Genomic DNA, 24,132 nt, shown 5'->3' with positions numbered 1-24,132 from the left:
AGGCGTGCTGCACAACCTTTAACTTGGGCTTTCGATATCTGCGCCCGGATCGGTTTCCACCTGCAATTCCAACGGCACGGCCGGCGCGCGCAAATCGGCAACGCTGAGCGGGCCGGTGGGGCGCGACAGGCGGTTGCGAACCACCCAGATCAGCCGCTCCTGCGCGCGGGTGATGGCAACATAGGCGAGCCGTTTCCACAGCGGTTGCCCCGCCTCGACCCGCCCCATACGGGCGGCAACAGCCAGATCAGGCGCGAAGACCTGCACGTTTTCCCATTGCGAGCCCTGCGCCTTGTGGATCGTAACCGCCGCGCCATGCAGAAAGGTCGCCCCCATGCGGGCGGCAAAGGGGATGAACGGCTCTTCCTCGTCCGGCTTCTCGATCTTCACGATAGAGGCGGCACTGACCTGAGGGTCCTCTGCGCCAATAACATGCAAGCGTGAAAACCCCGGCTTTCGCCCCGGCCCGAGATAGACCACCTGCGCCCCTTTGATCAGACCACGCGCCTCCAGGTCCAGACGTTTCTTGCGATGCTTGAGCGGCAATTCGATGCCGTCGCAGATCAGCGGCTCACCTTCCAGAAGCTCGGTCTCGGGTGCGCCGTGGACGGCACGAAACGCGTTGATCAGCCGAATGCGGGTCGCGTTGCGCCAGACCAGAACCGGGCTGCGCGCCATCAGGTCAACCTCCACCCGCTGGCCCCAGACGACGCGATCATCCTGCGCGGCCTTCTCTTCGATCATCCGTTCGAAATCGTGGAATTCCAGCGCCGGGTCGGACAGCGCATGGGCGAGGTCAAGGATGGGATTGCCTGCGTCCTGCCTATGAACGCGGTGCAGCTCCATCTTCTGGGTTGTCTTCAGCTTGTCGAACACCATGGTGCCGGATTGGTTCACAGGTGCCAATTGTGCAGGGTCGCCGAACAGCACAAGCGTAGGAAAGATCTCTTTCAGGTCGTCGAATTGCCGGTCGTCCAGCATCGAGGATTCGTCGACGAAACCCACGTCCAACGGCTCTTCGCGCCGTTTCCATCCGGTGATGAAATCCGATCCGCGCAGCCCCGCCGCGGCAAGTGCGGCCGGGACGGATTTGTGCCCGGCAAAGGACGCGGCCGCACGATCCAGCGCCTCGTCAGTCAGCGACTCAATATCGGGCCGGTCGCCATTTCCCATCAGCCATTCGGCGATGCGTTCATATTCCGGATCATAGACCGGGGTATAGAGGATGCGGTGAATGGTTGTCGCCGGCACACCGCGCATGCGCAGAACGCTCGCAGCCTTGTTGGTCGGTGCCAGGATCGCAAGCGTCCGGCGGTCCTTACGGCGGCGGCTTTCATAGTCACCCGAGACGACCTCAACCCCGGCCGCCTCCAGCGCCTTGTAAAGCTCTGCCAGCAAGAGTGTCTTGCCCGACCCTGCCTTGCCCATCAGCCCCATCACCGTGTCGGACGCATCGCGGGCAGGCAGGACCAGGCCGTCGGACAGGTCGATCCCCGAAGCGCGCAGCATCTCTGCCACGCGGTCATATGCTTCGGCTTGATCGTCGGAAAATTGCAGTGATGGCACAGTCATGCGGCGGACACTACAGCCCCCGCATGACGGGCGCCAGCGTCAAGCGGCGCGGTGTTGCGCTTGGGGCGTGGCGGCACCAAAGGCGGCCTCGAACCAGTCGCGCGAAACGCTGGGCGAAAGCCCCGCCCGCTCGGCCACTTTCGCCTGCGATTCAGGCGTGAATTCCCACAACCCGACGCTGATCGCATCGCGGCCTTTCCCCGTTGTGCCAAGAACATCGGGTTCCGCGCCGATCATCCGGTAAATACGGACCATGCGCGCATCGAACACGCCGACATAGTGGCGCAGGCCAAAGCCGTTCATGACCTCTCCGCCTGCAAGCATCAGCGCAGCTGCCGCGCCGGGTGCAGCATCCCGCGACAGGCAGAACCTTGTGCATTCCCAGATCAGCGGGCTTTCAATATGCACCCCACCGGTGATGTCCTTGAAATGGTCATTGACCATGGTACGCCCGGTCGTGGGCAGCAACCGCATAGATCCACCATGTGACCCGCAAGGTTTCTGCCATATGACGTAAAGCGGGTTGAGCGCGTCATATTCGTCGCGCTCGTAGCCATCGGCATCGACATTCACTTCCCAACCCAGCCGCGCCTTGAACTGGTCGGCGCGGTCCCGGAACATGCTGTCACGAAGCTGAGGTTCGTGTTTCAGGTCATTGGCATAGATATAACGGATCATGGCGGCTTCTCCTGTCTGAGCAGGATCAGCGTTGGCCGCAAAAAGTTAAAACTCGCCTTTCATCTCTGGGCGTTGCGTTAACGTTTCAGACCACGATCAAGCCCCTTGCAAGAGCCCGCGCGACGGCATGTGTGGTGTTCATTGCACCCAGTTTGAACCTCGCGCTCTCGATATAAACCCGCAGCGTGTGCTCTGAAATCGACAGTGTCTCGGCCACCTGCGCGCGGTTGTATCCCACAGCCAGAAGCGTCATCGCATCGATCTCTCTGGGCGACAGGGGTTGCGAGGGTTCGGGCGTGCGCCCAGGCTCCAGATCGAGCGCCTTCTTGTTGAAGTAATGCGCGACCAGGATCAGGTCGCGGCGGTTGGTTTCGGTAAAGGCATCCCATTCGTCATCGGTGCAATTGTGGCTAAGGCTGAACAGCGCGAACTGCCCGTTTGGTCCCCTGATCGGGATAGAGAACCCCTGATTGCCCACCCCGTGTTCAATCGCGTCTTTCTGGAACGCTCTGGCCGCCTTGCTCGACCAGTCCAGACGTTTCCAGTCGACAGGGTGAAACCGTTGATAACACCCGGTAATTACAGGATCTACGCGCAGGTATTGTTTCTCCAGATAGCGTTCCACCCAGACATCATCATAGGTCCCGCATCCGTATTGTTCACCGCTGCTGCTGACCCAGTGATAGACCATGTGGTCGACACCATAAAAAGCGCTCAGCGCCTCGATTGCGCGCTGTAGCGCTTCATGCTGATCGGCTTGCTCCAATCCGTGCAGGATCGTGTCCAGCCGTTGCGTCATTGCCGCGTAGCCCAATGGGTTGCCCTTTCGCGCGTGACGCCAGATCCGCCAACGCAAACTTCTGGGTGTCGTCCAGTTGTTGAGCCAGCCCATCCAGTCCGTTGGACTGGGCGAATGTTGTCAGGTCTGCAAGTACGTCGAGTATCCAGTCGTGGTTCATCAGAGACTCTCTTTTACGCCAGTTAATGAAAGGTTAACTCAACTATAACATGTAGCGTCTGCGTTAATAAATTCGCGAAAACCAACTCCCCAAAAATAGGGAGAACTGTAATTTTAACCCCCTGAACCAAAACGATCCGCTCCAGAAACGCGAATCGCCCGCGACGGCGGCAGCCGATTCGCGGGCGATAGGGGCCGGTCCAAAGACCGATAGATCAGCTTCTGGCTTCGAGAGCGTCCTCTAGCGTGCGCAGACCGGTGCGCGGCGCTTGCACCAGAACGGCCATGTTGCCGGGCTTGTGCTCGTTGCGCAGCATCTTCATATGCGCGCCGGGGATCTCCTCCCACGGGAACACCTCTGACATACACGGATCAAGGCGGCGCTCGATCATCAGTCTGTTTGCCGATGCGGCCTGCTTGAGATTGGCAAAGTGCGAGCCCTGAAGGCGTTTCTGGTGCATCCACATGTAACGCACGTCGAACGTGCAGTTAAATCCGGACGTGCCCGCGCAGATCACCACGATGCCACCTTTCTTGACCACGAGGGTCGAGACAGGGAATGTCGCCTCGCCGGGATGTTCGAACACCATATCGACGCTGACGCCCTTACCGGTGATGTCCCAGATCGCCTTGCCGAATTTGCGGGCCTCTTTCAGCCATTCATTATATTCAGGGCTGTTCACCGTGGGCAGTTGGCCCCAGCAATTGAAGTCCTTGCGGTTGATGACACCCTTGGCGCCCTGATCCATGACGAACTGACGCTTGCTTTCATCCGAGATGACGCCAATGGCGTTGGCACCGGCGGTGTTCGCAAGCTGGATCGCGTAGGACCCCAGACCGCCCGACGCACCCCAGACCAACACGTTCTGACCGGGCTTGAGCTCATGCGGGTGGTGACCGAACAGCATCCGGTAGGCCGTGGCCAGCGTCAGCGTATAACAGGCGCTTTCTTCCCAGGTCAGGTGCTTGGGGCGCGGCATCAACTGCTGTGCCTGCACGCGGGTGAACTGCGCGAAAGAGCCATCGCCCGTCTCGTAACCCCAGATCCGCTGGGTAGGAGAGAACATCGGATCGCCGCCGTTGCACTCTTCGTCGTCACCGTCATCCTGGTTGCAGTGGATCACGACCTCGTCGCCGACTTTCCAGGTCTTCACCTTGTCGCCGACCGCCCAGACGATGCCCGAGGCGTCGGACCCTGCGATGTGATAGTCCTGCTTGTGCACATCGAAGGGCGAGATTGGCTGACCCAGTCCGGCCCAGACGCCATTATAGTTCACGCCCGCGGCCATGACCAAGACCAGCACTTCGTGGCTGTCGATTTCCCACGTGTCCACGACTTCCTGCTGGAAGGACTTGTCCGGCTCGCCATGACGTTCGCGGCGGATGTTCCACGCGTACATCTTTTTGGGGACGTAGCCCATCGGGGGCATTTCGCCGATCTCATAGAGGTCTTTTTCCGGGGCATCGTAGGCTGCAATGCCGGTTTGCGTATCCAGAGCCATGGTGGCCTCCTTCGCTGCTCATGTCCGTGCCGCAACGCAGAATCGCGGCGTTTCCACGGAAATATCCACCTACGCGAAACTTTGCAACAACATTAGTGCGTATTTTGTAATTTTATGACCGAGCCAATGCAGCAATCAGGATGCAGGCGCAGCGTCACCCGGCAGCAAATGCTGGATGGAGTTCGCGTAAAAGCGAAGGATATCGATGCGTTCGGGATTGGGGGCGTAGCTTTCAGTCTGCTGCAGGATGAGGTCGCGGCCGAGCAGTTGTTCGAGCGCGCCATCAATCTCTGCAGGCAGGGTTTCGGGCGTGAACCCGATGTCGGCGCCGGGTTCGGATTTGAGAAGCAGACCAATCGCCGAGATCAGTTCGTCGCGGCTATACGGACGATGCAAAAGACAGGTGGCGATGGCCGGGATGGGCAGGATGGGCACGGCCTGGGCAATGCGGCCCATCAGGATATGCGCCAGACCTTCCGCATCAATCGCGCCGCCTTGCGCCTGAAAATCCCGCAATGACAGGGGCTTGCCGAAATTCACAACCGCGTTCCCGAAGGGTTTGAGCCGTCCGCGCAGCTTGCGCCAGACCTGGCGGCCCAGAAAGCCTGCAATCTCCCACAGTCTGGCGCGGAACCGGCGTTCGCCGGAGCGATCTGCGGCGACGAGGATGGTGTCTTCGAGCACCCGGTCATAGTTCAATGCGACCGGAACAAAGACGATATCACGGCCATCCGGATCGTAAGCCTTTGATATATATTGCAGCAATCCCAGCTTTGGCGCGGCGGGCGCACCGTTGAGGCTTAGCCCGCCCTCGGGGAAGATCGCCTGCGCAACCCCCGCCTGCGTGGCCATCTGCACATAGCGTTCCATGACCTTGCGATAGAGCGCATTGCGCGACCGGCGACGCACGAAATACGCGCCCATGCTCTTGATAAGCCACGATAAAGGCCAGATCCGCGCCCATTCCCCAACCGCGTAGCTGAGCGCGGATTGCTTGGCCGCGAGATAGGTGACCAGCACGTAATCCATGTTGGAGCGGTGGTTTATCACGAAAACAAGCGTCGACTCGCGGTCGATGCTGCGGAATTCCTCTTCGTCAAACTGGCCCACCCGGACGTTATAAAGCGCCTTCGACAGCCATCTGGCGGCGCGAATCCCGATGCTGAAATAGGTGAAAGCGGAAAAAGAGGGAACGATTTCACGGGCATAGCGCTTTGCACGATCAAAGGCGACATCCTCGCGCTCGCCGGTTTCGCGGGAGTGTTCGACAATCGCCTTCGACACTTCGGGATCATAGACCAGCCGTTGGATCGCATCGTGGCGGCGCAGCAGCTTGAACGGCTCGATTGGACGGGCAAGCCTTTGATTCAGCTTGGAAACTGCCCTTTCCATCCGGCGCCGCAGAAACCAGCGAACCGACGGGAACAGCAAATGGCTCGCCGCGGTGACAGCGGCGAAAAGAAGGATCAGCAGAAACAGCCAGAGCGGCAGCTCGACAGTGCTTGTCATTCGGGCAGAATCGCAGCCCGCGCGCCATTGGGCAAGCCTGCAGATTGCGCGCGAGTTTGAGGCCTTTTGTGCCTTTTGTACCGTCTAAATGTACAAAAGCCCTCTTTTCATCGGATGCCGCAGCGCGGCGAATTGACAATGCCATAAAGTTTCGCATATCCACGTCCTGACGAAATAATGTTTCGCTAGATATGAGCGCCCGAACCGCGAGGACCGACCATGACCGACACGCCGAATGATCGCCCGAAGGACAGACCCTGGCTGATCCGCACCTATGCCGGCCACTCTACCGCCAAGGCCTCGAACGAGCTGTACCGATCCAACCTGTCGCGCGGACAGACCGGGCTTTCGGTGGCCTTCGATCTGCCGACCCAGACCGGATATGACAGCGATCACGTGCTGAGCCGGGGCGAAGTCGGCAAGGTGGGCGTGCCCGTCAGCCATCTGGGCGACATGGAAGCGCTGTTCGACCAGATCCCGCTGGAACAGATGAACACCTCCATGACGATCAACGCGACGGCGCCGTGGCTGCTGGCGCTGTATATCGCGGTGGCTGAAAAGCAGGGCGCGGATGTATCCAAGCTGCAAGGCACGGTGCAGAACGACCTGATCAAGGAATACCTGTCGCGCGGCACATATATATGTCCGCCGAAACCATCGCTGAAGATGATCGGGGATGTCGCGGAATACTGCTATCGCAATGTGCCGAAATGGAACCCGATGAACGTGTGTTCCTACCACCTCCAAGAGGCGGGTGCGACGCCGGAGCAGGAACTGTCCTTTGCGCTGGCCACTGCCGTTGCCGTTCTGGACGAGCTGAAAACCCGCGTCCCGACCGAGGATTTCCCGGCGCTGTGCGGGCGGATTTCGTTCTTTGTGAATGCGGGCATCCGGTTTGTGACCGAGATGTGCAAGATGCGCGCCTTTGTCGATCTGTGGGACGAGATCCTGCAAGACCGCTACGGCGTCGAGAACCCGAAGTTCCGCCGCTTCCGTTACGGCGTTCAGGTGAACTCACTGGGCCTGACAGAGCAGCAGCCGGAAAACAACGTCTACCGTATCCTGATCGAGATGCTGGCGGTGACCCTGTCCAAAAGGGCGCGCGCGCGGGCCGTGCAATTGCCCGCCTGGAACGAGGCGCTTGGCCTGCCGCGCCCCTGGGATCAGCAATGGTCGATGCGGATGCAGCAGATCATGGCCTATGAGACCGACCTGCTGGAATACGAGGATCTGTTCGATGGCAACCCGGCGGTGGATGCCAAGGTCGAGGCGCTGAAGGAAGGCGCGCGGGCAGAGCTTGCCAATATCGACAGCATGGGCGGCGCGATTGGTGCGATCGATTACATGAAGTCGCGGCTGGTTGAATCCAACGCCGAACGTGTGAACCGGATCGAACGGAATGAGACCATCGTCGTCGGCGTGAACCGCTGGACCGAGAGCGAGCCAAGCCCGCTGATGGACGAGGATGGCGGGATCATGGTTGTCGACCCTGCGGTCGAACAGGAACAGATCGACCGTTTGAACCTTTGGCGTGCCGAGCGCGATGCGGAGGCCGTGGAAAAGGCGCTGGCCGATCTGCGCAGTGCCGCCCGCGAGGGGCGCAATATCATGGAGCCGTCGATTGCCGCCGCAAAGGCGGGCGTGACGACCGGCGAATGGGCGCAGCAGATGCGCGCCGTGCATGGCGAATATCGCGGGCCGACCGGCGTGTCGCGGTCGGTCAGCAACCGGATCGAAGGGCTGGATGATCTGCGCGCCGCCGTGGATGCGGTCAGCGACCGGCTGGGGCGGCGGTTGCGGTTCCTTGTGGGCAAGCCGGGGCTGGACGGGCATTCCAACGGCGCCGAACAGATCGCCTTCCGTGCGCGCGATTGCGGCATGGAGATCGACTATGAAGGCATCCGCCTGACCCCGGAACAGATCGTCGAGGCCGCGCAGGATGGCGCGCATGTGGTTGGGCTGTCGATCCTGTCGGGCAGTCACATCCCGCTGGTCGAGGACCTGATGGAACGGATGCGCGCCGCCGGGCTGGGCGACATTCCGGTGATCGTGGGCGGCATCATCCCCGCCGATGACGCGCGGCGCCTGCTGGAAATGGGCGTGACGCGGGTCTACACGCCAAAGGATTTCGAGCTGAATACCATCATGCAGGATATCGTCACGCTGGTAGACCCCGCCGCAGTCGCCGCCGAATAGCCAATATCGGCAAAACTCTGCCGATAATTGTTGAAATGAGTGCCCACATATCCTTTTTGGTGTGTGGGCACTTGCTTTTTATGTGATTTGGACGCGATATGGCGTTAATTGACACAAATTGACGCTTGCCATTTATTACTCCTTTCCCTTTATTTCCTAAAAACTGCAAAGGAGTTAACCCATGATTGACCTGTCCGGCATGTCCCGCGAAGAGCTGACGGCCCTGAAAAAGAATGTCGAAAAGGCGCTTGATACGGTTGAAACCCGTCGTCGTGCCGAAGCCCTGAAAGCCGCAGAGGATGCCGCGAGAGAGTTCGGTTTTTCGCTGACAGAGCTGAATGCCTCCACGACCGGTGGAAAGAAGACCAAGGGTGTTGCGAAATTCGTGAACCCCGAAGATCCCTCGCAGACCTGGACCGGTCGCGGCCGCAAGCCGAAATGGGTGATCGAGCATCTCGACAATGGCAAGCCATTGGAAGATCTTGAACTCTGACGGTTCTGTGAAGGATCGCAAATGACAATCCACATTGGTGCAAAGCCCGGCGATATCGCACAGACCGTGTTGATGCCGGGCGATCCCTATCGCGCGAAATGGGCGGCAGAAACGTTTCTGACCGCCCCGCGCCTTGTAAATGAAGTCCGTGGCATGCTGGGATTCACCGGCACGTGGCGCGGAAACGAGGTTACGATTCACGGCTCGGGAATGGGAATGCCCTCGCTGTCGATCTATGCCAATGAATTGATCCGCGATTATGGTGCAAAGACGCTGATCCGCATCGGCTCTTGCGGTGGAATGCAGAATAGCGTCGGCATTCGCGATGTGATTGTCGCAATGACGGCAAGTTCCGTATCGACCCCGTCGCGCGGAATATTCCGGGAATTGAACTTTGCGCCCTGCGCGGATTGGTCATTGCTTCGCGCGGCTGTGACGGCTGCCGAGGCAAAGGGTGTGACGACCCATGTCGGCGGCATTTATTCTGCGGATGTCTTTTATGACGAACGGCCTGATCTGAACGAACAGATGACCCGCCACGGCATTCTGGGCGTCGAGATGGAAGCGGCAGAGCTATATAATGTCGCGGCGCGCCATGGCGTGCGGGCTTTGGCCGTGCTGACGGTCAGCGACCATCTGCTGACCGGGGAGGCGCTGCCTTCGGAGGATCGCGAGAAATCCTTTGGCGACATGGTCGAGATCGCGCTGGAATCCGCTTTCGCCTGACCTTGCCTATCGCCCGTGGCTGCGGTCATATCCGTTGCGCACGGGCGGTTCCCACCCCTCAAGCGCGCCCGGTGCGGGTGCAAAAGCCTCGATCAGCATCGGGTAACAGGCGGCGGTGTCGCTGGAATGCACTTGGCCGCAATCGCCACCGGGGCAGGCGCTGAGCGCGCCCAGAAGATCGATCTCGGCAAAGAATTCCAGGTGGTCGCCGGGGCGCACCGGGCTTGCCTTCATGAAATACTGGCCGGTGTCGCGCGTGAACCCCGTGCACATGAAGACGTTGAGCACGTCGTGGACATGGGGTTCCGCTTCGGCCAGAGACATGCCCGTGGCATCGGCCAGCGCCCGCGTCAGGTTGGAATGGCAGCAATGGTGGTATTGCGTCCCTGACAGCAGGTTGCCGGTATAGGGGTCGCAACGCGTGCCGATCACATCATGCACCCGCCCGCCAAACTCGTCCGCGCCGTACCAGGACAGGCTGTCAGACATCACCGTCGCCATCGGACGCAGCGCCGGGAAAGAGGTCCACATCCGCTGCCCTTCGGTCAGGTGCGTGCCGTGCAGCGCGCGCGTCTTTCCAGAGTAAAACCTTTCGGACAGGTCATTGGCATTCCAGAGGTTCAGGTCACCGACCTGCGGGCCTTCGATGCTGGTGATGCGGAAAAACTGGCCCGCATCCACGCGAAAGCTTGCAGCATCCCGAGGGGCGACACGCCATTGCGCAACCTTGGTCGCCCCTTCGCGGGCCCGCCGGTAAAGCGCCATGTCGGGCTGTGGCAGGGTTTCGACCGGATAGCAGATCACGGGCGCCACCGCGCGGCGGGCATCTGCATCTGCTGGCAGTTGTGACATCTGGACCCTCTTTGGCATTTGAGTCCTGACTAGTCAGAAAGCCGCGGTCTGGGAAGCCCTGTATCGCTGGCAAAAAACAAAGGGGCGGCCGCGTATCTGTAAGAGCCGTTCTGACCAGGGGCGGGGGTGAGGCGCAAGCCCCACGCCCCTTTGCATGCCCGCCTTCAGGCCAGCAGGTCGTAGGTGACGCCGCCGATCTGCAGGTTGATCTCTGTCTGCGCGCCGCCATCGATCAGCACCCACAGGGTCTGGCCGGTGGGAATGTAGCGCACGAAAGCCTCGGCCACGTTTGCATCACCAGCCCCCGATCCCGCGAAATTGACGCGGTAGTCGGCAGCGGTAGAGCCACGGATACCGCTTACCAACAGGTCACCCTCGGCGGCGTCATAGTCGCGGACCCAGTCCGAACCGTGGCCCTTGACGCCGACATGAAAGAACTTGTCCGCACCTGCGTCGCCACCGACCCGGTCAAAGCCGAAGCCCCCATTGATGAAGTCGTCGCCATTGCCACCGGACAAGCGGTCCGAGAAGGCCGAGCCGGTCATGACGTCATCGCCATCGCCGCCCAGCACGGTATCGGCGCCGAACCCACCCGCGATCGTGTCATTGCCACCATCGCCGCGCAGCGAGTCGTTGCCCCAGCCGCCGTCAATGCTGTCATTTCCTTCGCCGGCATAAACGACATCGCGCAGGTCGGCTTCGGTATCGCCCCCAAAGATAAAGTCGTCGCCATCTCCGCCAATCAGTGTGTCGGTTCCATCGCCACCAGAGAGGTCGTCCCGGCCCGTACCGCCGATCAGCTTGTCCGCTCCATCACCGCCGCGCAACACGTCATTGCCGTCACCGCTCTGCAAGGTGTCGTTGCCGCCCATACCGTAAAAGGTCATGCCCCCGGCATCGGCTGCAACCATTGTATCACCGGCGTCCGTCCCGAGAATCCGTTCGATATTGAACAGGCGGTCCGTGTCGCCGTAGGGGTCCGTGACCCGCCCGGTCTGCATATCAGCGACGATGCCGCCGGGGTAGCCGTCGAGCACAGCCCCCAGATAGCTGACCTGATCAATGCCTTCGCGGCCATTGATCGTGTCATCGCCCGCAAACCCCTGGAACCTTTCCAAATCCTGCGCCGATCCGATGATACGGTCTGCATCCTGCGAGCCAGAAAAAGAGTTGGCATAGGTGAAAGTGTCATCGACGGCCCCGGTGCCGCTCGTCACTCGACCGCTGGCGGCGCTGATTGTCAGGCCACCGACGCCTGAGACATTGAAATAGGACAGGATGATGCCGCTGCCATTGTCCCAGGCTGTCTGACTGCCGATGATCGTGTCCTGACCCAGCCCCGGCGTGACGAAGTCGTTATGATCTTGTCCGGCAACAAAATCCGCTTTGGATGCATCAATCAGATCGTTTCCATCGCCGCCGGACAGAATGTTGTAGCCTGTCCCGCCGATCAGGTGGTCATCGCCGTCATGGCCGTACAGATAATCATCCCCGCTGCCGCCACGCAGCGTATCATTGCCGTCGCCGCCGAACAGGTCGTCCGCACCGCCGCGCCCCTCCAGCAAGTTGTTGCCGTCAAAGTCAAAAAGCGAGTTGTCCCGCCAATCGCCAATTAACGTGTCATCCCCATACCGGGAGCCGATCACTTCTTCGAGGTTGCTGAGCGTGTGCGTGAAAGACTGTCCGTCCCACGTGCCAGTGGCCTTCCCTTCGGTCAGGTCTACGGATACAGCGCCGACATCGTTGAGATTATAGCGGATCACATCCCACCCGGCGCCGCCATCCACAGTGTCATTGCCGCGTTCGGTGATGAAACGGTCTCTGCCATCGGTGCCGATCAGGCTGTCATTGCCATCGCCAGCCCAGATCTGGAGCACACCGTCCGTCCCATCCACCCGGGTGATGTTCAAGATATCGGTGTCGCCGTAACCATCATTCCAGATCCGATCATTCTGGCCATCGAAAGAGATCGCCTGCCCTCCAAGGCGCAGGTCCACGGCAATCGTGCCACCATCCAGCGTCAGGTTGTAGATGTCGTCACCCTGGATGCCCCGAATGTCGATATACTGGTCCTCCGCAGAGCGGACATTGAACGTGTCGGAGTTTTCAGTCCCCTCAAGCCGCAGCCCATCGCCGCCGGTCGCCTTTGTGACGTTGCGGATCGTGTCCGTTTCACGACCCGGCTTGGAGACAGTCGCGGTATTCTGCGCAAGGTCGAAATTGGCAGTAATGCCCGAGGTGAAGTCGCCCCAGCGATAGCTGAGAACCTGCCAGCCAGTATATTCGTTGTCGCTGTAATCGATCGTGTCATTGCCCCGCCCGGCCTCGATGTAATCAGTGCCGTAAAAATTCGATCCGGGATTGATGTAATCGGTGCCATCGCCACCGGTCAGGTCGTCACTGCCGTCGCCCCCGCGCAGCGTGTCATTGCCATCGCCGCCAAAGAGAGTGTCGTGACCTTCCAGACCGAAGATCGTGTCGTTCCCGATGCCGCCATCGAGTTCATCGTTGAATACGGTTCCGACGATCCGGTCATTCTGCGTGGAGGTGACACCCGGCAGAGAATTGATTTGAATGGGCCGATCCGGTGCCAGGGGGCCGGTCGTGACTACCGCGTAACTGGTGATGGAGTCGCCCACCGCCTCGAACTGGGCCACCGAATTGACTGTCGGAAACGGGTCACCGCCCAGTCGGACGATATAGACTTCCTCGAATTGATCCGCCTCCTGTAGCGCAACATATTGCGTGGTGTCTCCGTTGCCGAAACTCACGGAGGTAAGAAAGGCGTCTACCTGGTTGGTCACTACGACCCCGTCCAGATACAGGGTTTGAATATCGAGACCGGTGAATTCTATTTCGGCCCCGTCGCCACTGTAGGATTCGAGCACGGTATAGGTGAAGGTGTCAGCCCCCGGCGCCATCACGAAGGACACAGTGCGCATCCCGGCCTCCACCAATTCGTCGTTGGCATCGTAGCGTGCAAAAATGGCGTCCAGATTATAGGTCGTCATTAAAAATCTCCGGTTTCAAATGAATTACAGGCATATTGCGGGGCATTTTTGCGCAAGTCAAAAGATCGGCCGGGCAATTAACCCGAATATCTTTCAAAGAAAAGAACTCTTATTGCTTTGCGATACATGGGCAACAGGCTAAATCCACGCGCGCCTTATATCCACACCCCAATCGGGATTACGTGACGCCAAGGGCGGGGATTGCGGGGTCAGCCGCGCGCAGGCACCCCGATATTGTCGATCAGCCGGACCCCTGCCAGCCATGCGGCTGCCAGAAGGCGCGCGGGCCGGTCGGGCGCATCCAGCAGGCTGAGGTCGTCGCAGGCGCGCAGATCGAAATATTCGACCTCTGTGAAGCCTGCGGCCAGAATGCGGGCCTCTGCTGCGGTTTTGAGCGCATCGAACGCCTCGCCGCGCGCCAACCCGTCCGCGACATCCTGCATCGCCTCGTGCAGGACCGGCGCGGGAATGCGCGCCCTGTCCGACAGCAGAAGGTTGCGCGAGGACATGGCAAGACCGTCCTCTTCGCGGATCGTCGGGCAGCCTACCACCTCTGTCGGGATATCAAGATCGCGCGCCATGCGCGTGACCACCTGCAATTGCTGGAAATCCTTCTCTCCGAAAAACGCCTTGTCGGCCCCGGTTTGCAGGAAAAGCTTGGTCACCACGGTCGCCACCCCGTCGAAATGGCCGGGCCGGTGCGCGCCGCAAAGCACATCGGTCAGCCCCTCCACCGATACGGTCGTGGCAAATCCGGCGGGATACATCTGTTCGCCATCGGGCACGTAAAGCGCATCGACCGCGAAGGGCACCAGCTTGGCCGCGTCCTCGACTTCGGTGCGCGGGTAGTTTTCCAGATCTTCGGGATTGTTGAACTGCTTGGGGTTGACGAAAAGCGTCACGACCACCCGGTCGCAATGCTTTTTCGCGGCCCGCACGAGGCTGAGATGCCCCTGATGCAGCGCGCCCATCGTGGGCACCACGCCGATGACCTCTCCGGCGGCTTTCCAGCGGCGAACCGCGCCGCGAAGCTCTGCGCGGCTGCGCAGGATGGGGACGCCGCTCACGTCTTGGCTGCCTTCGCAGGGGCGGTATCGGCAAAGACATGTTCCGGGCCGGGGAAGGTGCGGGCGCGCACCTCTTCGGCATAGGCGGCAATGGCGGCCTCGCCGTCCTGCCCCAGATGCGCGTAGCGTTTGACGAACTTGGCCTTGAAGGCGGTGAATAGCCCCAGCATGTCGTCCACCACGAGGATCTGCCCGTCGCAGCCCGCAGAGGCACCGATCCCGATCGTGGGGATGGGGATGTCGCCGGTGATCCGGTCAGCCAGGCCCTGCGGCACCTTTTCCAGCACGACGGCAAAGGCCCCGGCATCCGACACGGCGCGGGCATCGGCCATCACGGCCTCGCCCTCTGCATCGCGGCCCTGAACGCGGTAGCCGCCAAGCGTGTTCACCGATTGCGGGGTCAGCCCGATATGCGCCATCACCGGAATGCCGCGCGTGACCAGAAAGCCGATGGTTTCGGCCATCGCAACGCCGCCTTCCAGCTTTACCGCACCTGCGCCGGTTTCGGCCATCAGCCGTGCTGCGTTGCGGAAAGCCTGCTCCGGGCCTTCCTCGTAGGATCCGAACGGCATGTCGATGACCATCATCGCGGTATCCAGCCCGCGTGCCACCGCCTGCCCGTGCAAGATCATCATCTCCATCGTGACGCCCAGCGTCGAGGGCAGCCCGTGCAGCACCATGCCAACGCTGTCGCCCACAAGAACAAAGTCGCAATGGGCGTCCATCATCTGGGCCATCGGCGTGGTATAGGCGGTCAGGCTGACCAGCGGCGTGCCGCCCTTGCGGGCGCGGATATCAACGGGCAAGGGCCGTTTCTTGGCTGCTGTAGCACTCATCGTTGTTTCCTCCACCTCCGATGCTGCGATGGCGAAATAGCAAAAACCGCGCCGTCTTGCCACCGCACATTTTGCAGCATCCGCTTGAACACGCTGCGATTCGCGTCAAAACTCTGACGGACTGGGTCCCGGATGGCCCGAAGCAGCGGAGCATAGGACGATGAAGCGACTGAAACTCGGGGCCCTTGCGGCCATCGCCATCGGCGCAGGCGTGGCGGCCCATGCGGCCGAGACGGGCATAACCGTGGCCATGCAGCTGGAGCCACCGCATCTGGACCCCACCAGCGCCGCCGCCGGTGCGATTGATTCCGTGCTCTATGCCAATGTCTTTGAGGGGCTGACCCGTTTTGCCGCCGATGGGTCGGTTGTGCCGGGTCTGGCCAAAAGCTGGGACATCTCCGAAGACGGGCTGACTTATACGTTCACCCTGCAAGAGGGGGTAACGTTCCATGATGGCAGCAGCTTTGACGCGGAGGACGTGAAATTCAGCCTCGACCGTGCCCGCGCAGAGGACAGCACCAATGCGCAGAAGGCCCTGTTCGAGGCGATTGACACGGTCGAGGCGGTCGATCCCGCAACCGTGCGCATCACGCTGGGCCAGCCGAATGGCGCCTTGCTGTTCAATCTGGCCTGGGGCGATGCGGTTATCGTCGCGCCCGAAAGCATCGAGGGCATCAAGTCCAGCCCCGTCGGCACCGGCGCGTTCAAATTCGCCAACTGGGTGCAGGGGGACCGGATCGAGCTGGAGCGCAATGCCGAGTACTGGGGCGAGGCCCCGGCGCTGGAAACGGCCACTTTCCGGTTCATCTCTGATCCCACGGCGGCCTTTGCCAGCGTGATGGCAGAGGATGTCGATGCGTTCGTGGGCTTCCCCGCGCCGGAAAACCTGCCGCAATTCGAGGCGGACCCGCGCTTTCAGGTCATCGTGGGGTCGACCGAGGGCGAGACCATTCTGGCGATGAACAACAAGCAGCCGCCCTTCGACAACCCGTTGGTGCGCGAGGCCGTGGCCCATGCGATTGACCGGCAGGCCATCATTGACGGCGCGATGTTCGGCCTTGGCACGCCGATTGGCACGCATTTCGCGCCGCATAACCCGGATTACGTCGATCTGGTCGACCTGTCCGGCTTTGACCCGGATCGATCCCGCGAATTGCTGGAAGAGGCGGGTCTGGCCGAGGGGTTCACCACCACGCTGAAGCTGCCGCCGCCCTCCTATGCCCGTCGGGGTGGCGAGATCATCGCCGCACAGCTTCGCGAGGTTGGCATCCAGACCGAGATCAGCAACCTTGAATGGGCGCAATGGCTGGAGGAAGTCTTTCGCGGCAAGAATTTCGGCCTGACCATCGTCAGCCATACCGAGCCGATGGATATCGGCATCTACGCCCGGCCCGATTACTATTTCCAATATGGCAAGCCGGAATTCGTGGCGATCATGGACAAGCTGAACGCTGAAACCGATCCCGAAGCGCGGTCTGCCTTGTTGAAGGATGCCCAACGCATGATCGCCGAGGATCACGTCAACGGCTATCTCTTCCAGCTCGCCTTCCCGACGGTTGCCAATGCCAGGATCGAAGGGCTGTGGCAGAACCAGCCGACGCAGGCCACCGATCTGACCGGGGTGCGCTGGACGGAATGAGCCTGCCCGTGCTCTTTGACAGCGTGGGCCGGTCGTCCGGCTTTGCGGGCGGGCGGGCGTGCAAAGCGTCACTGTCCCTGCCCGAAAGCGCGGTGGCAGCGGGGTCGTTTGCGTATCTGCCGGCGGCCGGATGCTGACCTATCTGCTCAAACGGCTGACCTCTCTGGTCATCAGCCTGTTGGTGGCGAGCCTTGTGATCTTTCTGGTCGTGGAGGTGGCGCCGGGCGATCCGGCCTCCTTCATGCTGGGGCTGAACGCCCAGCCTGACACGGTGGCCGCACTGCGCAGCGAGCTGGGGCTGGATATGCCGAAACACGCCCGCTACCTTGGCTGGCTGTCGGGCATGGTGTCGGGTGATTTCGGCATGTCCTATACTTACCGCACGCCGGTGGCGCAGATGATCTCGGACAGGTTGTGGGTGTCGCTTCCGCTGGCGCTGATGGCGCTGGCGCTGTCGACGCTGATCGCCTTTCCTGCCGGGCTGTTCGCGGCTGCGCGGCGGGGCAGCGCGGGCGATATGGGGGTGATGGGGGCCACGCAGCTGGGCGTTGCCATCCCCAATTTCTGGTTCGCGATGATGCTGGTGCTGGTCTTTGCGATCAACTTGCGCTGGTTCTCTGCCGGTGGTTTTCCGGGCTGGGAGGATCCGCTGCTGGCACTCAAGGCGCTGACCCTGCCCGCCATCGCGCTGGCGCTGCCGCAGGCGGCGATCCTGACGCGGGTCATGCGCTCTGCCCTGCTGGACATATTGGGCGAGGATTTCATGCGCACCGCCCGCGCCAAGGGGCTGAGCGCACGACAGGCAATCTGGCGCCACGGGCTGCGTAACGCGCTGATCCCGGTGCTGACCATCATCGGGCTGCAATTCTCCTTTCTTCTGGCAGGCGCCATTATCATCGAACAGGTGTTCTTTCTGCCCGGCCTTGGGCGGCTGGTCTTTCAGGCGATCACCCAGCGCGACCTGATCGTGGTAGAATCCGTCGTCATGCTGCTGGTTTTTGCCGTGATCGTGGTGAATTTCGCCGTCGATCTGGCCTATGCTGTCGTCGACCCCCGGCTGAGGTCGCGCAGATGAGCCTTTGGCGCAGCCGCAATCTGCTGCTTGGCGGCGGGCTCAGCCTGCTTTTCGTCGCGCTGGCGCTGATCTCCTTTGTCTGGACGCCTTATGACGTCGAGAAGCTGAACATCGCGGCGAAACTCAAGGCGCCGGGGGGTGACTACCTGCTTGGGACGGATCATTTCGGGCGGGACATCCTGTCGATGATCATGGTCGGTGCGCGCACCTCCATCGCCGTGGCGCTGGTGGCTGTCGGCATCGGCATGGGCGCGGGCGTGCCGCTGGGCCTGACGGCGGCAGCGCGCAAGGGCGGTTGGCTGGACGAGGTCATCATGCGCGGCAATGACCTCATCTTTGCCTTTCCCAGCCTCGTCATCGCCATCCTGATCACCGCCATCGCGGGGCCCGGTGCCATCAACGCGATCATCGCCATCGGGATCTTCAACATCCCCGTCTTTGCCCGGCTGACACGCGGCGCGGCGCTGAGCCTGTGGGAGCGGGAATTCATCCTTGCCGCGCGCGTCTGCGGCAAATCCCGCACCCGCATCAGCATGGAACATATCCTGCCCAACCTGATGAACCTGCTGATCGTGCAGGGCACCATCCAGTTCAGCCTTGGCATCCTCGCCGAAGCGGGCCTCAGCTATGTCGGCCTTGGCGCGCAGCCGCCCACGCCCAGCTGGGGCCGGATGCTGGCGGAGGCGCAGACCATGGTCAGCTTTGCCCCGCATCTTGCGCTGGTTCCCGGTCTTGCCATCATGCTGACGGTGCTGGGGCTCAACTTGATGGGCGACGGGCTGCGCGACCTGCTGGACCCGCGCATCCGGGTGGTGCGGACATGACGGGCGACACGCTGCTGAGCGTCGAGGGGTTGAGCGTTGCCATAAACGGCAAGACGATCCTTGATGACGTTTCCCTGACGCTGGCCGCGGGGAAGATCCTTGCGCTGACCGGCGAAAGCGGATCGGGCAAGTCGATGACAGCGCTGGCCGTCATGGGGTTGCTGCCGGGCCGGGCCAGGGCCACGGGCGCCATTCGTTTGGGTGGCACCGATCTTCTGACCAGGACCGAAGCCCAGATGTGCGATCTGCGCGGCAATGACATCGGCATGATCTTTCAGGAGCCGATGACAGCGCTGAACCCGGTGCAGACCATCGGCGATCAGGTGGCCGAGACGATCCTGATCCACGGTGCCGCCGACCGGCAGGCGGCCCGTATCCGCGCGGCTCAGGTTCTGGGCAGGGTGGGCCTGCCGCAGGACCGCTTTCCGCTGACGCGCTATCCGCACGAGCTGTCCGGCGGGCAGCGCCAGCGCGTTGTCATTGCCATGGCTATTGCCCTGCGCCCCAAGCTGCTGATCGCGGATGAGCCGACGACCGCGCTGGACGTGACCACGCAGGCGCAGATCCTTGACCTGTTGCAAAGCCTCGTGCGCGAAGAGGGCATGGCCCTGCTGATGATCACCCATGATCTGGCCGTGGTCAGCGACATGGCCGATGACATCGCGGTGATGCAGCGCGGCAAGGTGGTTGAAACCGGGCCGACCCGGCAGCTTTTTGCGCGGATGGCCCACCCCTATACCCGGCAGCTGTTCGAAGCGTCGGGCCACCGGGTAAGCCTGCCGCCGCACCCGCCCGCCGATCGGCCTTTGCTGGAGGTGCAGTCGGTGTCGCGCGACTATCCTTTGCCGCGCCGGTTGCCTTTCATGCCGCGCCAGAATTTCCGCGCCGTGAATGACGTCAGCTTTGCCCTGATGCAGGGGGACCGGGTCGGGCTGGTGGGCGAAAGCGGCTGCGGCAAATCCACCCTGACCCGCGCCATTCTGGGGCTGGAGCCGGTGCAGGAAGGCCGCATCCTGCTGGACGGGGCGCCGGTCTTTGCGCACGGGCACCCCAATCTGGAGGTCCGGCGCAAGATGCAGGTGGTGTTTCAGGACCCTTACGGCAGCTTCAACCCGCGTCACCGGGTCGGCAAGCTGATCACCGAGCCCTTTCATCTGTTGCCCGCCCAGCCCGGCGCGTCCGAGCGGCAAGATCGCATCGCCGAGGCCCTGACGGCCGTGGGCCTCTCGCCCGGGGATGCGGATAGATATATCCACGCCTTTTCCGGCGGGCAGCGGCAGCGGATCGCCATCGCCCGCGCGCTGATCATCCGGCCCGAACTGATCGTCTTTGACGAGGCTGTCTCGGCGCTGGATGTCCGGGTGCGGGCACAGATCCTTGACCTGATGGCCGATCTGTCGCGGCAATATCGCCTCAGCTACCTGTTCATCAGCCATGACCTGTCCGTCGTGCGCACGATCACCGACCGGGTGCTGGTCATGCGCCATGGCAGGATCGTGGAGGACGGCCCGACAGAACAGGTCTACACCGACCCGCAGCACCCCTACACAAGGCAATTGCTGGACGCGGCCCCGCGCCTGCCAGAGATCACACCGGAGAGCCCCCATGCCCCTGCCTGACCTGCCATTTGATCCCGCGCATGTGCTGATCGGCGGCACGTGGCGCCCTGCCGAGGCGGGCACCTTGCCGCTGACCAACCCGTCTGATGGCAGCGCGCTGGGCGAGATCGCGCGGGGCGGGGCGGCAGAGATCAACGCCGCGGTCGCCGCCGCACAAGCCGCCCGCGACGGCGATTGGGGGCGGTTCACGGCGGCAGAGCGCGGGCGCGTCCTGACACGGCTGGGTCAGCTGGTGACAGAGCAGGCAGGCCACCTTGCCCTGCTGGAGGCGCTGGATGTCGGCAAACCGTTGACACAGGCGCGCGCGGATGCGCTGGCACTGGCGCGGTACATGGAGTTCTACGGGGGCGCTGCCGACAAGCTGACCGGCCAGACCATCCCCTATCTCGACGGCTATACCGTCTACACGATGCGCGAACCGCACGGGGTGACGGGCCATATCGTGCCGTGGAACTACCCGATGCAGATCATCGGGCGATCCGTCGGGGCGGCACTGGCCACGGGCAATGCCTGCGTGCTGAAACCGGCCGAGGATGCCTGCCTGACCGCGCTGGCCTTCGCCGATCTGGCGCGCCACGCGGGCCTGCCGGACGGTGCGCTGAATGTCGTGCCGGGATTGGGGGCAGAGGCGGGCGCTGCCCTTTCCGCCAATCCCGACATCCAACATATGTCCTTTACCGGGTCTGTCGCCACAGGGGCCGACGTGCAGCAGGCCGCGGGGCGCAATGTCATTCCGGTCACACTGGAGCTGGGCGGAAAATCCCCGCAGCTCGTCTTTGCCGATGCCGATATCGACGCGGCGCTCCCTTTCCTTGTGAACGCGGGCATTCAGAATGCCGGGCAGACCTGCTCTGCCTCGTCGCGCATCCTTGTGGAACGCGCCGTCTATGCCCAGGTGCTGGACCGTATGGCCGCGCGCTACCGCGCCCTTGTGGCCGGCCCCGCGCTGGAGGATCGCGACCTCGGTCCGCTGATCTCTGCCCGGCAGAAGGCGCGCGTGGAGGGGTATCTGGACGCCGCCAAAGGTCTGGAGGTGGCCGCGCGCGGCAGTATCGCCGACAGCGCGCCCCCGTCCGGCCATTACGTCGCGCCTGTGTTGCTGGCCGATGTGCCGCCTGACCACCGCCTTGCCTGTGACGAAGTGTTTGGCCCTGTGCAGGCGCTTATCCCGTTTGACAGCGAGGAAGAGGCCATCGCCATCGCCAATGGCACCGATTACGGCCTTGTCGCCAGTATCTGGACCCGCGATGGCGCGCGCCAGATGCGGCTGGCCAAACGGCTGCGCTCTGGTCAGGTGTTCATCAATAATTACGGCGCGGGCGGTGGGGTAGAGCTGCCCTTCGGGGGTGTCGGCAAGTCCGGCCACGGACGCGAAAAGGGGTTCGAGGCGCTGTACGGCTTTACCGCGCTGAAAACCGTGGCGGCCTATCATGGCTGAGCTTCTGGACCTGATCCGCGCGATCCCTGCGCTGGAAGTGATGGCCGCGCTGTTGGCGATGAACGTGCTTTGCTTCGCGCTCTTCGGTATCGACAAATGGCAGGCGCGGCAGGGCGGATGGCGCCAACCTGAAAGGCGCCTGCTGACCTTTGCCGCGGTGGGTGGGGCCGTCGGGGGCAAAGCCGCGCAGGCATTGTTCCGGCACAAGACACGCAAGCAACCCTTTGCCACGCTCTTGAACCTTGCCCTTGTCTGGAACATCGTAGCGGTGATCGGCTGGGCCGTCCTGCGCCTGATCTGACCGGAGGAGAATATCATGCGTCTGCAAGGAAAAACCGCCATCGTCACCGGCGCGGGTTCCGGGTTCGGGGCGGGCATCGCGCGAAAATTTGCCGCCGAAGGCGCCCGCGTCATGGTGGCCGACATCAACGCGGCGGCGGCGGCAGAGATCGCGGCAGAGATCGACGGTCTGGCGCAAACGGCCGATGTGACCAGCGGCCCGAGCGTAGACGCGATGATTGCCGCGGCACAGGACGGCTTTGGCAGGATCGACATCCTTGTGAACAATGCCGGCGTCACCCACCTGCCCGCCGATATGGAGGACGTCTCGGAAGAGGATTTCGACCGGGTCTTTGCGGTGAACTGCAAGGCGATCTATCTGGCCGCACGCGCTGTCGTTCCGCTGATGAAGGCTTTGGGCGCGGGCACCATCCTGAATATCTCGTCCACAGCCGGGCTGTCGCCGCGCCCGCGCCTGAACTGGTACAACGCATCAAAGGGCTGGGTGAACACGGCAACCAAGGCGATGGCGGTAGAGCTGGCGCCCAGGGGCATCCGGGTCAATGCGCTGAACCCGGTGGCAGGCGAGACGCCGCTTCTGGCCAGCTTCATGGGCGAGGACACGCCCGAGATGCGCGCGAAGTTCCTGTCGACCATCCCGATGGGGCGGTTTTCCACCCCCGAGGACATGGGCAACGCCGCGGCTTTCCTGTGCTCGGACGAGGCAAGCCTCATCACCGGGGTCTGCATGGAAGTCGATGGCGGGCGCTGCATCTGACACCGGCGTATCCCCGCACCTCGCTTGACGAGGTGCCTTTTGGCTGGCCCGCACCCCTACATGACGGAGCATGACGACATGACCCCCGGACCGCGCAACCTGATCACCGATATTGCGGGCCTGCGGGTCGGCAATGACCAAGACGAAACCCTGAAATCCGGCACCACGGTCCTGACCGCCGACGCGCCATTTGTGACCTCCTGCGCCGTGATGGGCGGCGCGCCGGGCAGCCGAGAGACCGACCTTCTGGACCCTGACAAGACCGCGCCTGCCGTCGATGCGCTGGTGCTGTCGGGGGGCTCTGCCTTTGGCCTTGCAGCCGCCGATGGCGCCATGGCCGCACTGCGGGCAGAAGGCCGCGGCTTTGCCGTGGGGCCCGCGCGCGTGCCGCTGGTCCCTGCCGCGATCATCTTTGATCTGGTGAATGGCGGCGCGAAGGACTGGGCCGAGAACCCCTACCCTGCGCTGGGGCATCGCGCCTATGCGGCGGCGGATGTCGGGTTCGAGATCGGCAGCCACGGCGCAGGCACGGGCGCGCTGACCGCGATGCAGAAAGGCGGGCTGGGGTCTGCCTCGCTGGTGCTGGAAAGCGGGCTGACGGTTGGCGCCCTGGTGGCGGTCAATCCGATGGGCTCTGTCACAACCCCTGGAGAGCGCCATTTCTGGGCCGCCCCCTACGAAATCGGCGCAGAGTTCGGCGGGCTTGGCCCCGATCCGCGCGGCGGGTTGGGCGCAATGACCGCAAGCCGCAAGAGCGCGCTGATCGGCGGGGTTGCGGGCGCCAATACCACCATTGCCGTTGTCGCCACCGATGCGGCCCTGTCCAAGGCACAGGCAAAGCGGATGGCCGTCGCGGCCCATGACGGGATCGGACGCGCCATCCTTCCGGCGCATTCCCCGGTAGACGGCGACCTGATTTTTGCCGCAGCCACAGGGGCCAGACCGCTTGGGGACCCGGTGGGAGAGCTTGCGCAGATCGGTCACGCCGCAGCGCTTTGCCTCGCCCGGGCGATCGCGCGGGGGGTCTTTGCCGCGACGCCCCGGGACGGCGACGCGCTGCCCTGCTACAGCACCTGATCC

At 62.5% G+C, this 24,132-nt stretch carries 20 protein-coding genes; 11 read left to right on the top strand and 9 right to left on the bottom strand.

From position 1 onward, the window contains the following. Nucleotides 1-18: 18 nt before the first annotated feature. The 5 genes from EDD52_RS06025 to EDD52_RS06000 form a co-directional block, all read right to left on the bottom strand. The gene (locus EDD52_RS06025; protein ID WP_132242846.1) at nt 19-1,572 is read right to left on the bottom strand and encodes an ATP-dependent DNA helicase; all 1,554 of its coding nucleotides are present in this window, start codon (nt 1,570-1,572) and stop codon (nt 19-21) included. Nucleotides 1,573-1,611: 39 nt separating this feature from the next. Beyond that, a complete protein-coding gene (locus EDD52_RS06020; protein WP_132242844.1) occupies nt 1,612-2,250 on the bottom strand; it encodes an acyl-homoserine-lactone synthase in 639 nt (212 codons plus the stop codon). 85 nt (nt 2,251-2,335) lie between these two features. Continuing rightward, nucleotides 2,336-3,049: a helix-turn-helix transcriptional regulator gene (locus EDD52_RS06015; RefSeq protein WP_132242842.1), complete on the bottom strand. Its 714-nt coding sequence runs from the start codon at nt 3,047-3,049 to the stop codon at nt 2,336-2,338. A 374-nt stretch (nt 3,050-3,423) separates the two neighbouring features. Further along, nucleotides 3,424-4,710 (bottom strand): crotonyl-CoA carboxylase/reductase, encoded by a 1,287-nt coding sequence (gene ccrA, locus EDD52_RS06005; protein WP_132242838.1) that lies wholly within the window; start codon nt 4,708-4,710, stop codon nt 3,424-3,426. A gap of 135 nt (nt 4,711-4,845) precedes the next feature. After that, nucleotides 4,846-6,219 (bottom strand): 1-acyl-sn-glycerol-3-phosphate acyltransferase, encoded by a 1,374-nt coding sequence (locus EDD52_RS06000; RefSeq protein WP_132242836.1) that lies wholly within the window; start codon nt 6,217-6,219, stop codon nt 4,846-4,848. A gap of 219 nt (nt 6,220-6,438) precedes the next feature. Here EDD52_RS06000 and EDD52_RS05995 point away from each other — a divergent pair, with 219 nt between their 5' ends. The 3 genes from EDD52_RS05995 (at nt 6,439) to deoD (ending at nt 9,634) form a co-directional block, all read left to right on the top strand. Further along, a complete protein-coding gene (locus EDD52_RS05995; RefSeq protein ID WP_132242834.1) occupies nt 6,439-8,415 on the top strand; it encodes a protein meaA in 1,977 nt (658 codons plus the stop codon). A gap of 181 nt (nt 8,416-8,596) precedes the next feature. Continuing rightward, nucleotides 8,597-8,908 (top strand): H-NS histone family protein, encoded by a 312-nt coding sequence (locus EDD52_RS05990; protein WP_132242832.1) that lies wholly within the window; start codon nt 8,597-8,599, stop codon nt 8,906-8,908. A gap of 21 nt (nt 8,909-8,929) precedes the next feature. Beyond that, nucleotides 8,930-9,634 (top strand): purine-nucleoside phosphorylase, encoded by a 705-nt coding sequence (gene deoD, locus EDD52_RS05985; protein WP_132242830.1) that lies wholly within the window; start codon nt 8,930-8,932, stop codon nt 9,632-9,634. Nucleotides 9,635-9,640: 6 nt separating this feature from the next. Here deoD and EDD52_RS05980 read toward each other — a convergent pair whose 3' ends face one another. From EDD52_RS05980 to panB, 4 genes are all read right to left on the bottom strand, one after another. Then, nucleotides 9,641-10,486, bottom strand: coding sequence for an urea carboxylase-associated family protein (locus EDD52_RS05980; protein WP_132242828.1), 846 nt, complete (start codon nt 10,484-10,486; stop codon nt 9,641-9,643). Between the two features lie 164 nt (nt 10,487-10,650). Beyond that, a complete protein-coding gene (locus EDD52_RS24255) occupies nt 10,651-13,497 on the bottom strand; it encodes a calcium-binding protein (RefSeq protein WP_132242826.1) in 2,847 nt (948 codons plus the stop codon). A gap of 209 nt (nt 13,498-13,706) precedes the next feature. Further along, nucleotides 13,707-14,564: a pantoate--beta-alanine ligase gene (gene panC / locus EDD52_RS05970; RefSeq protein ID WP_132242824.1), complete on the bottom strand. Its 858-nt coding sequence runs from the start codon at nt 14,562-14,564 to the stop codon at nt 13,707-13,709. Then, nucleotides 14,561-15,400 carry a 3-methyl-2-oxobutanoate hydroxymethyltransferase gene (gene panB, locus EDD52_RS05965; protein ID WP_132242822.1) on the bottom strand — a complete coding sequence of 280 codons (840 nt, stop codon included), beginning with the start codon at nt 15,398-15,400 and terminating at the stop codon, nt 14,561-14,563. The genes panC and panB overlap by 4 nt, the downstream gene beginning before the upstream one ends. A gap of 160 nt (nt 15,401-15,560) precedes the next feature. Here panB and EDD52_RS05960 point away from each other — a divergent pair, with 160 nt between their 5' ends. The 8 genes from EDD52_RS05960 to EDD52_RS05925 all read left to right on the top strand — a co-directional run bounded on the left by EDD52_RS05960 (nt 15,561) and on the right by EDD52_RS05925 (nt 24,129). Next, the gene (locus tag EDD52_RS05960) at nt 15,561-17,039 is read left to right on the top strand and encodes an ABC transporter substrate-binding protein (RefSeq protein WP_132242820.1); all 1,479 of its coding nucleotides are present in this window, start codon (nt 15,561-15,563) and stop codon (nt 17,037-17,039) included. A 130-nt stretch (nt 17,040-17,169) separates the two neighbouring features. Then, a complete protein-coding gene (locus tag EDD52_RS05955) occupies nt 17,170-18,114 on the top strand; it encodes an ABC transporter permease (protein WP_132242818.1) in 945 nt (314 codons plus the stop codon). Continuing rightward, nucleotides 18,111-18,938: an ABC transporter permease gene (locus EDD52_RS05950; RefSeq protein WP_132242816.1), complete on the top strand. Its 828-nt coding sequence runs from the start codon at nt 18,111-18,113 to the stop codon at nt 18,936-18,938. The genes EDD52_RS05955 and EDD52_RS05950 overlap by 4 nt, the downstream gene beginning before the upstream one ends. Continuing rightward, entirely contained in the window at nt 18,935-20,557 is a 1,623-nt protein-coding gene (locus EDD52_RS05945) for an ABC transporter ATP-binding protein (protein WP_132242814.1), read from the top strand. Before EDD52_RS05950 ends, EDD52_RS05945 begins: the two co-directional genes overlap by 4 nt. Further along, the gene (locus EDD52_RS05940) at nt 20,544-21,995 is read left to right on the top strand and encodes an aldehyde dehydrogenase family protein (RefSeq protein ID WP_132242812.1); all 1,452 of its coding nucleotides are present in this window, start codon (nt 20,544-20,546) and stop codon (nt 21,993-21,995) included. The genes EDD52_RS05945 and EDD52_RS05940 overlap by 14 nt, the downstream gene beginning before the upstream one ends. Further along, nucleotides 21,988-22,296: a DUF1294 domain-containing protein gene (locus EDD52_RS05935; protein ID WP_132242810.1), complete on the top strand. Its 309-nt coding sequence runs from the start codon at nt 21,988-21,990 to the stop codon at nt 22,294-22,296. Before EDD52_RS05940 ends, EDD52_RS05935 begins: the two co-directional genes overlap by 8 nt. Before the next feature lie 15 nt (nt 22,297-22,311). Further along, nucleotides 22,312-23,052 (top strand): glucose 1-dehydrogenase, encoded by a 741-nt coding sequence (locus EDD52_RS05930; RefSeq protein WP_132242808.1) that lies wholly within the window; start codon nt 22,312-22,314, stop codon nt 23,050-23,052. A 78-nt stretch (nt 23,053-23,130) separates the two neighbouring features. Beyond that, a complete protein-coding gene (locus EDD52_RS05925; protein ID WP_132242806.1) occupies nt 23,131-24,129 on the top strand; it encodes a P1 family peptidase in 999 nt (332 codons plus the stop codon). Nucleotides 24,130-24,132 lie beyond the last annotated feature (3 nt).

The organism is Primorskyibacter sedentarius (assembly GCF_004342065.1).
GTDB lineage: Bacteria > Pseudomonadota > Alphaproteobacteria > Rhodobacterales > Rhodobacteraceae > Primorskyibacter > Primorskyibacter sedentarius.
Note: the sequence above shows the minus strand (reverse complement) of the source record. Positions and strands in the feature narration are given on the sequence as shown.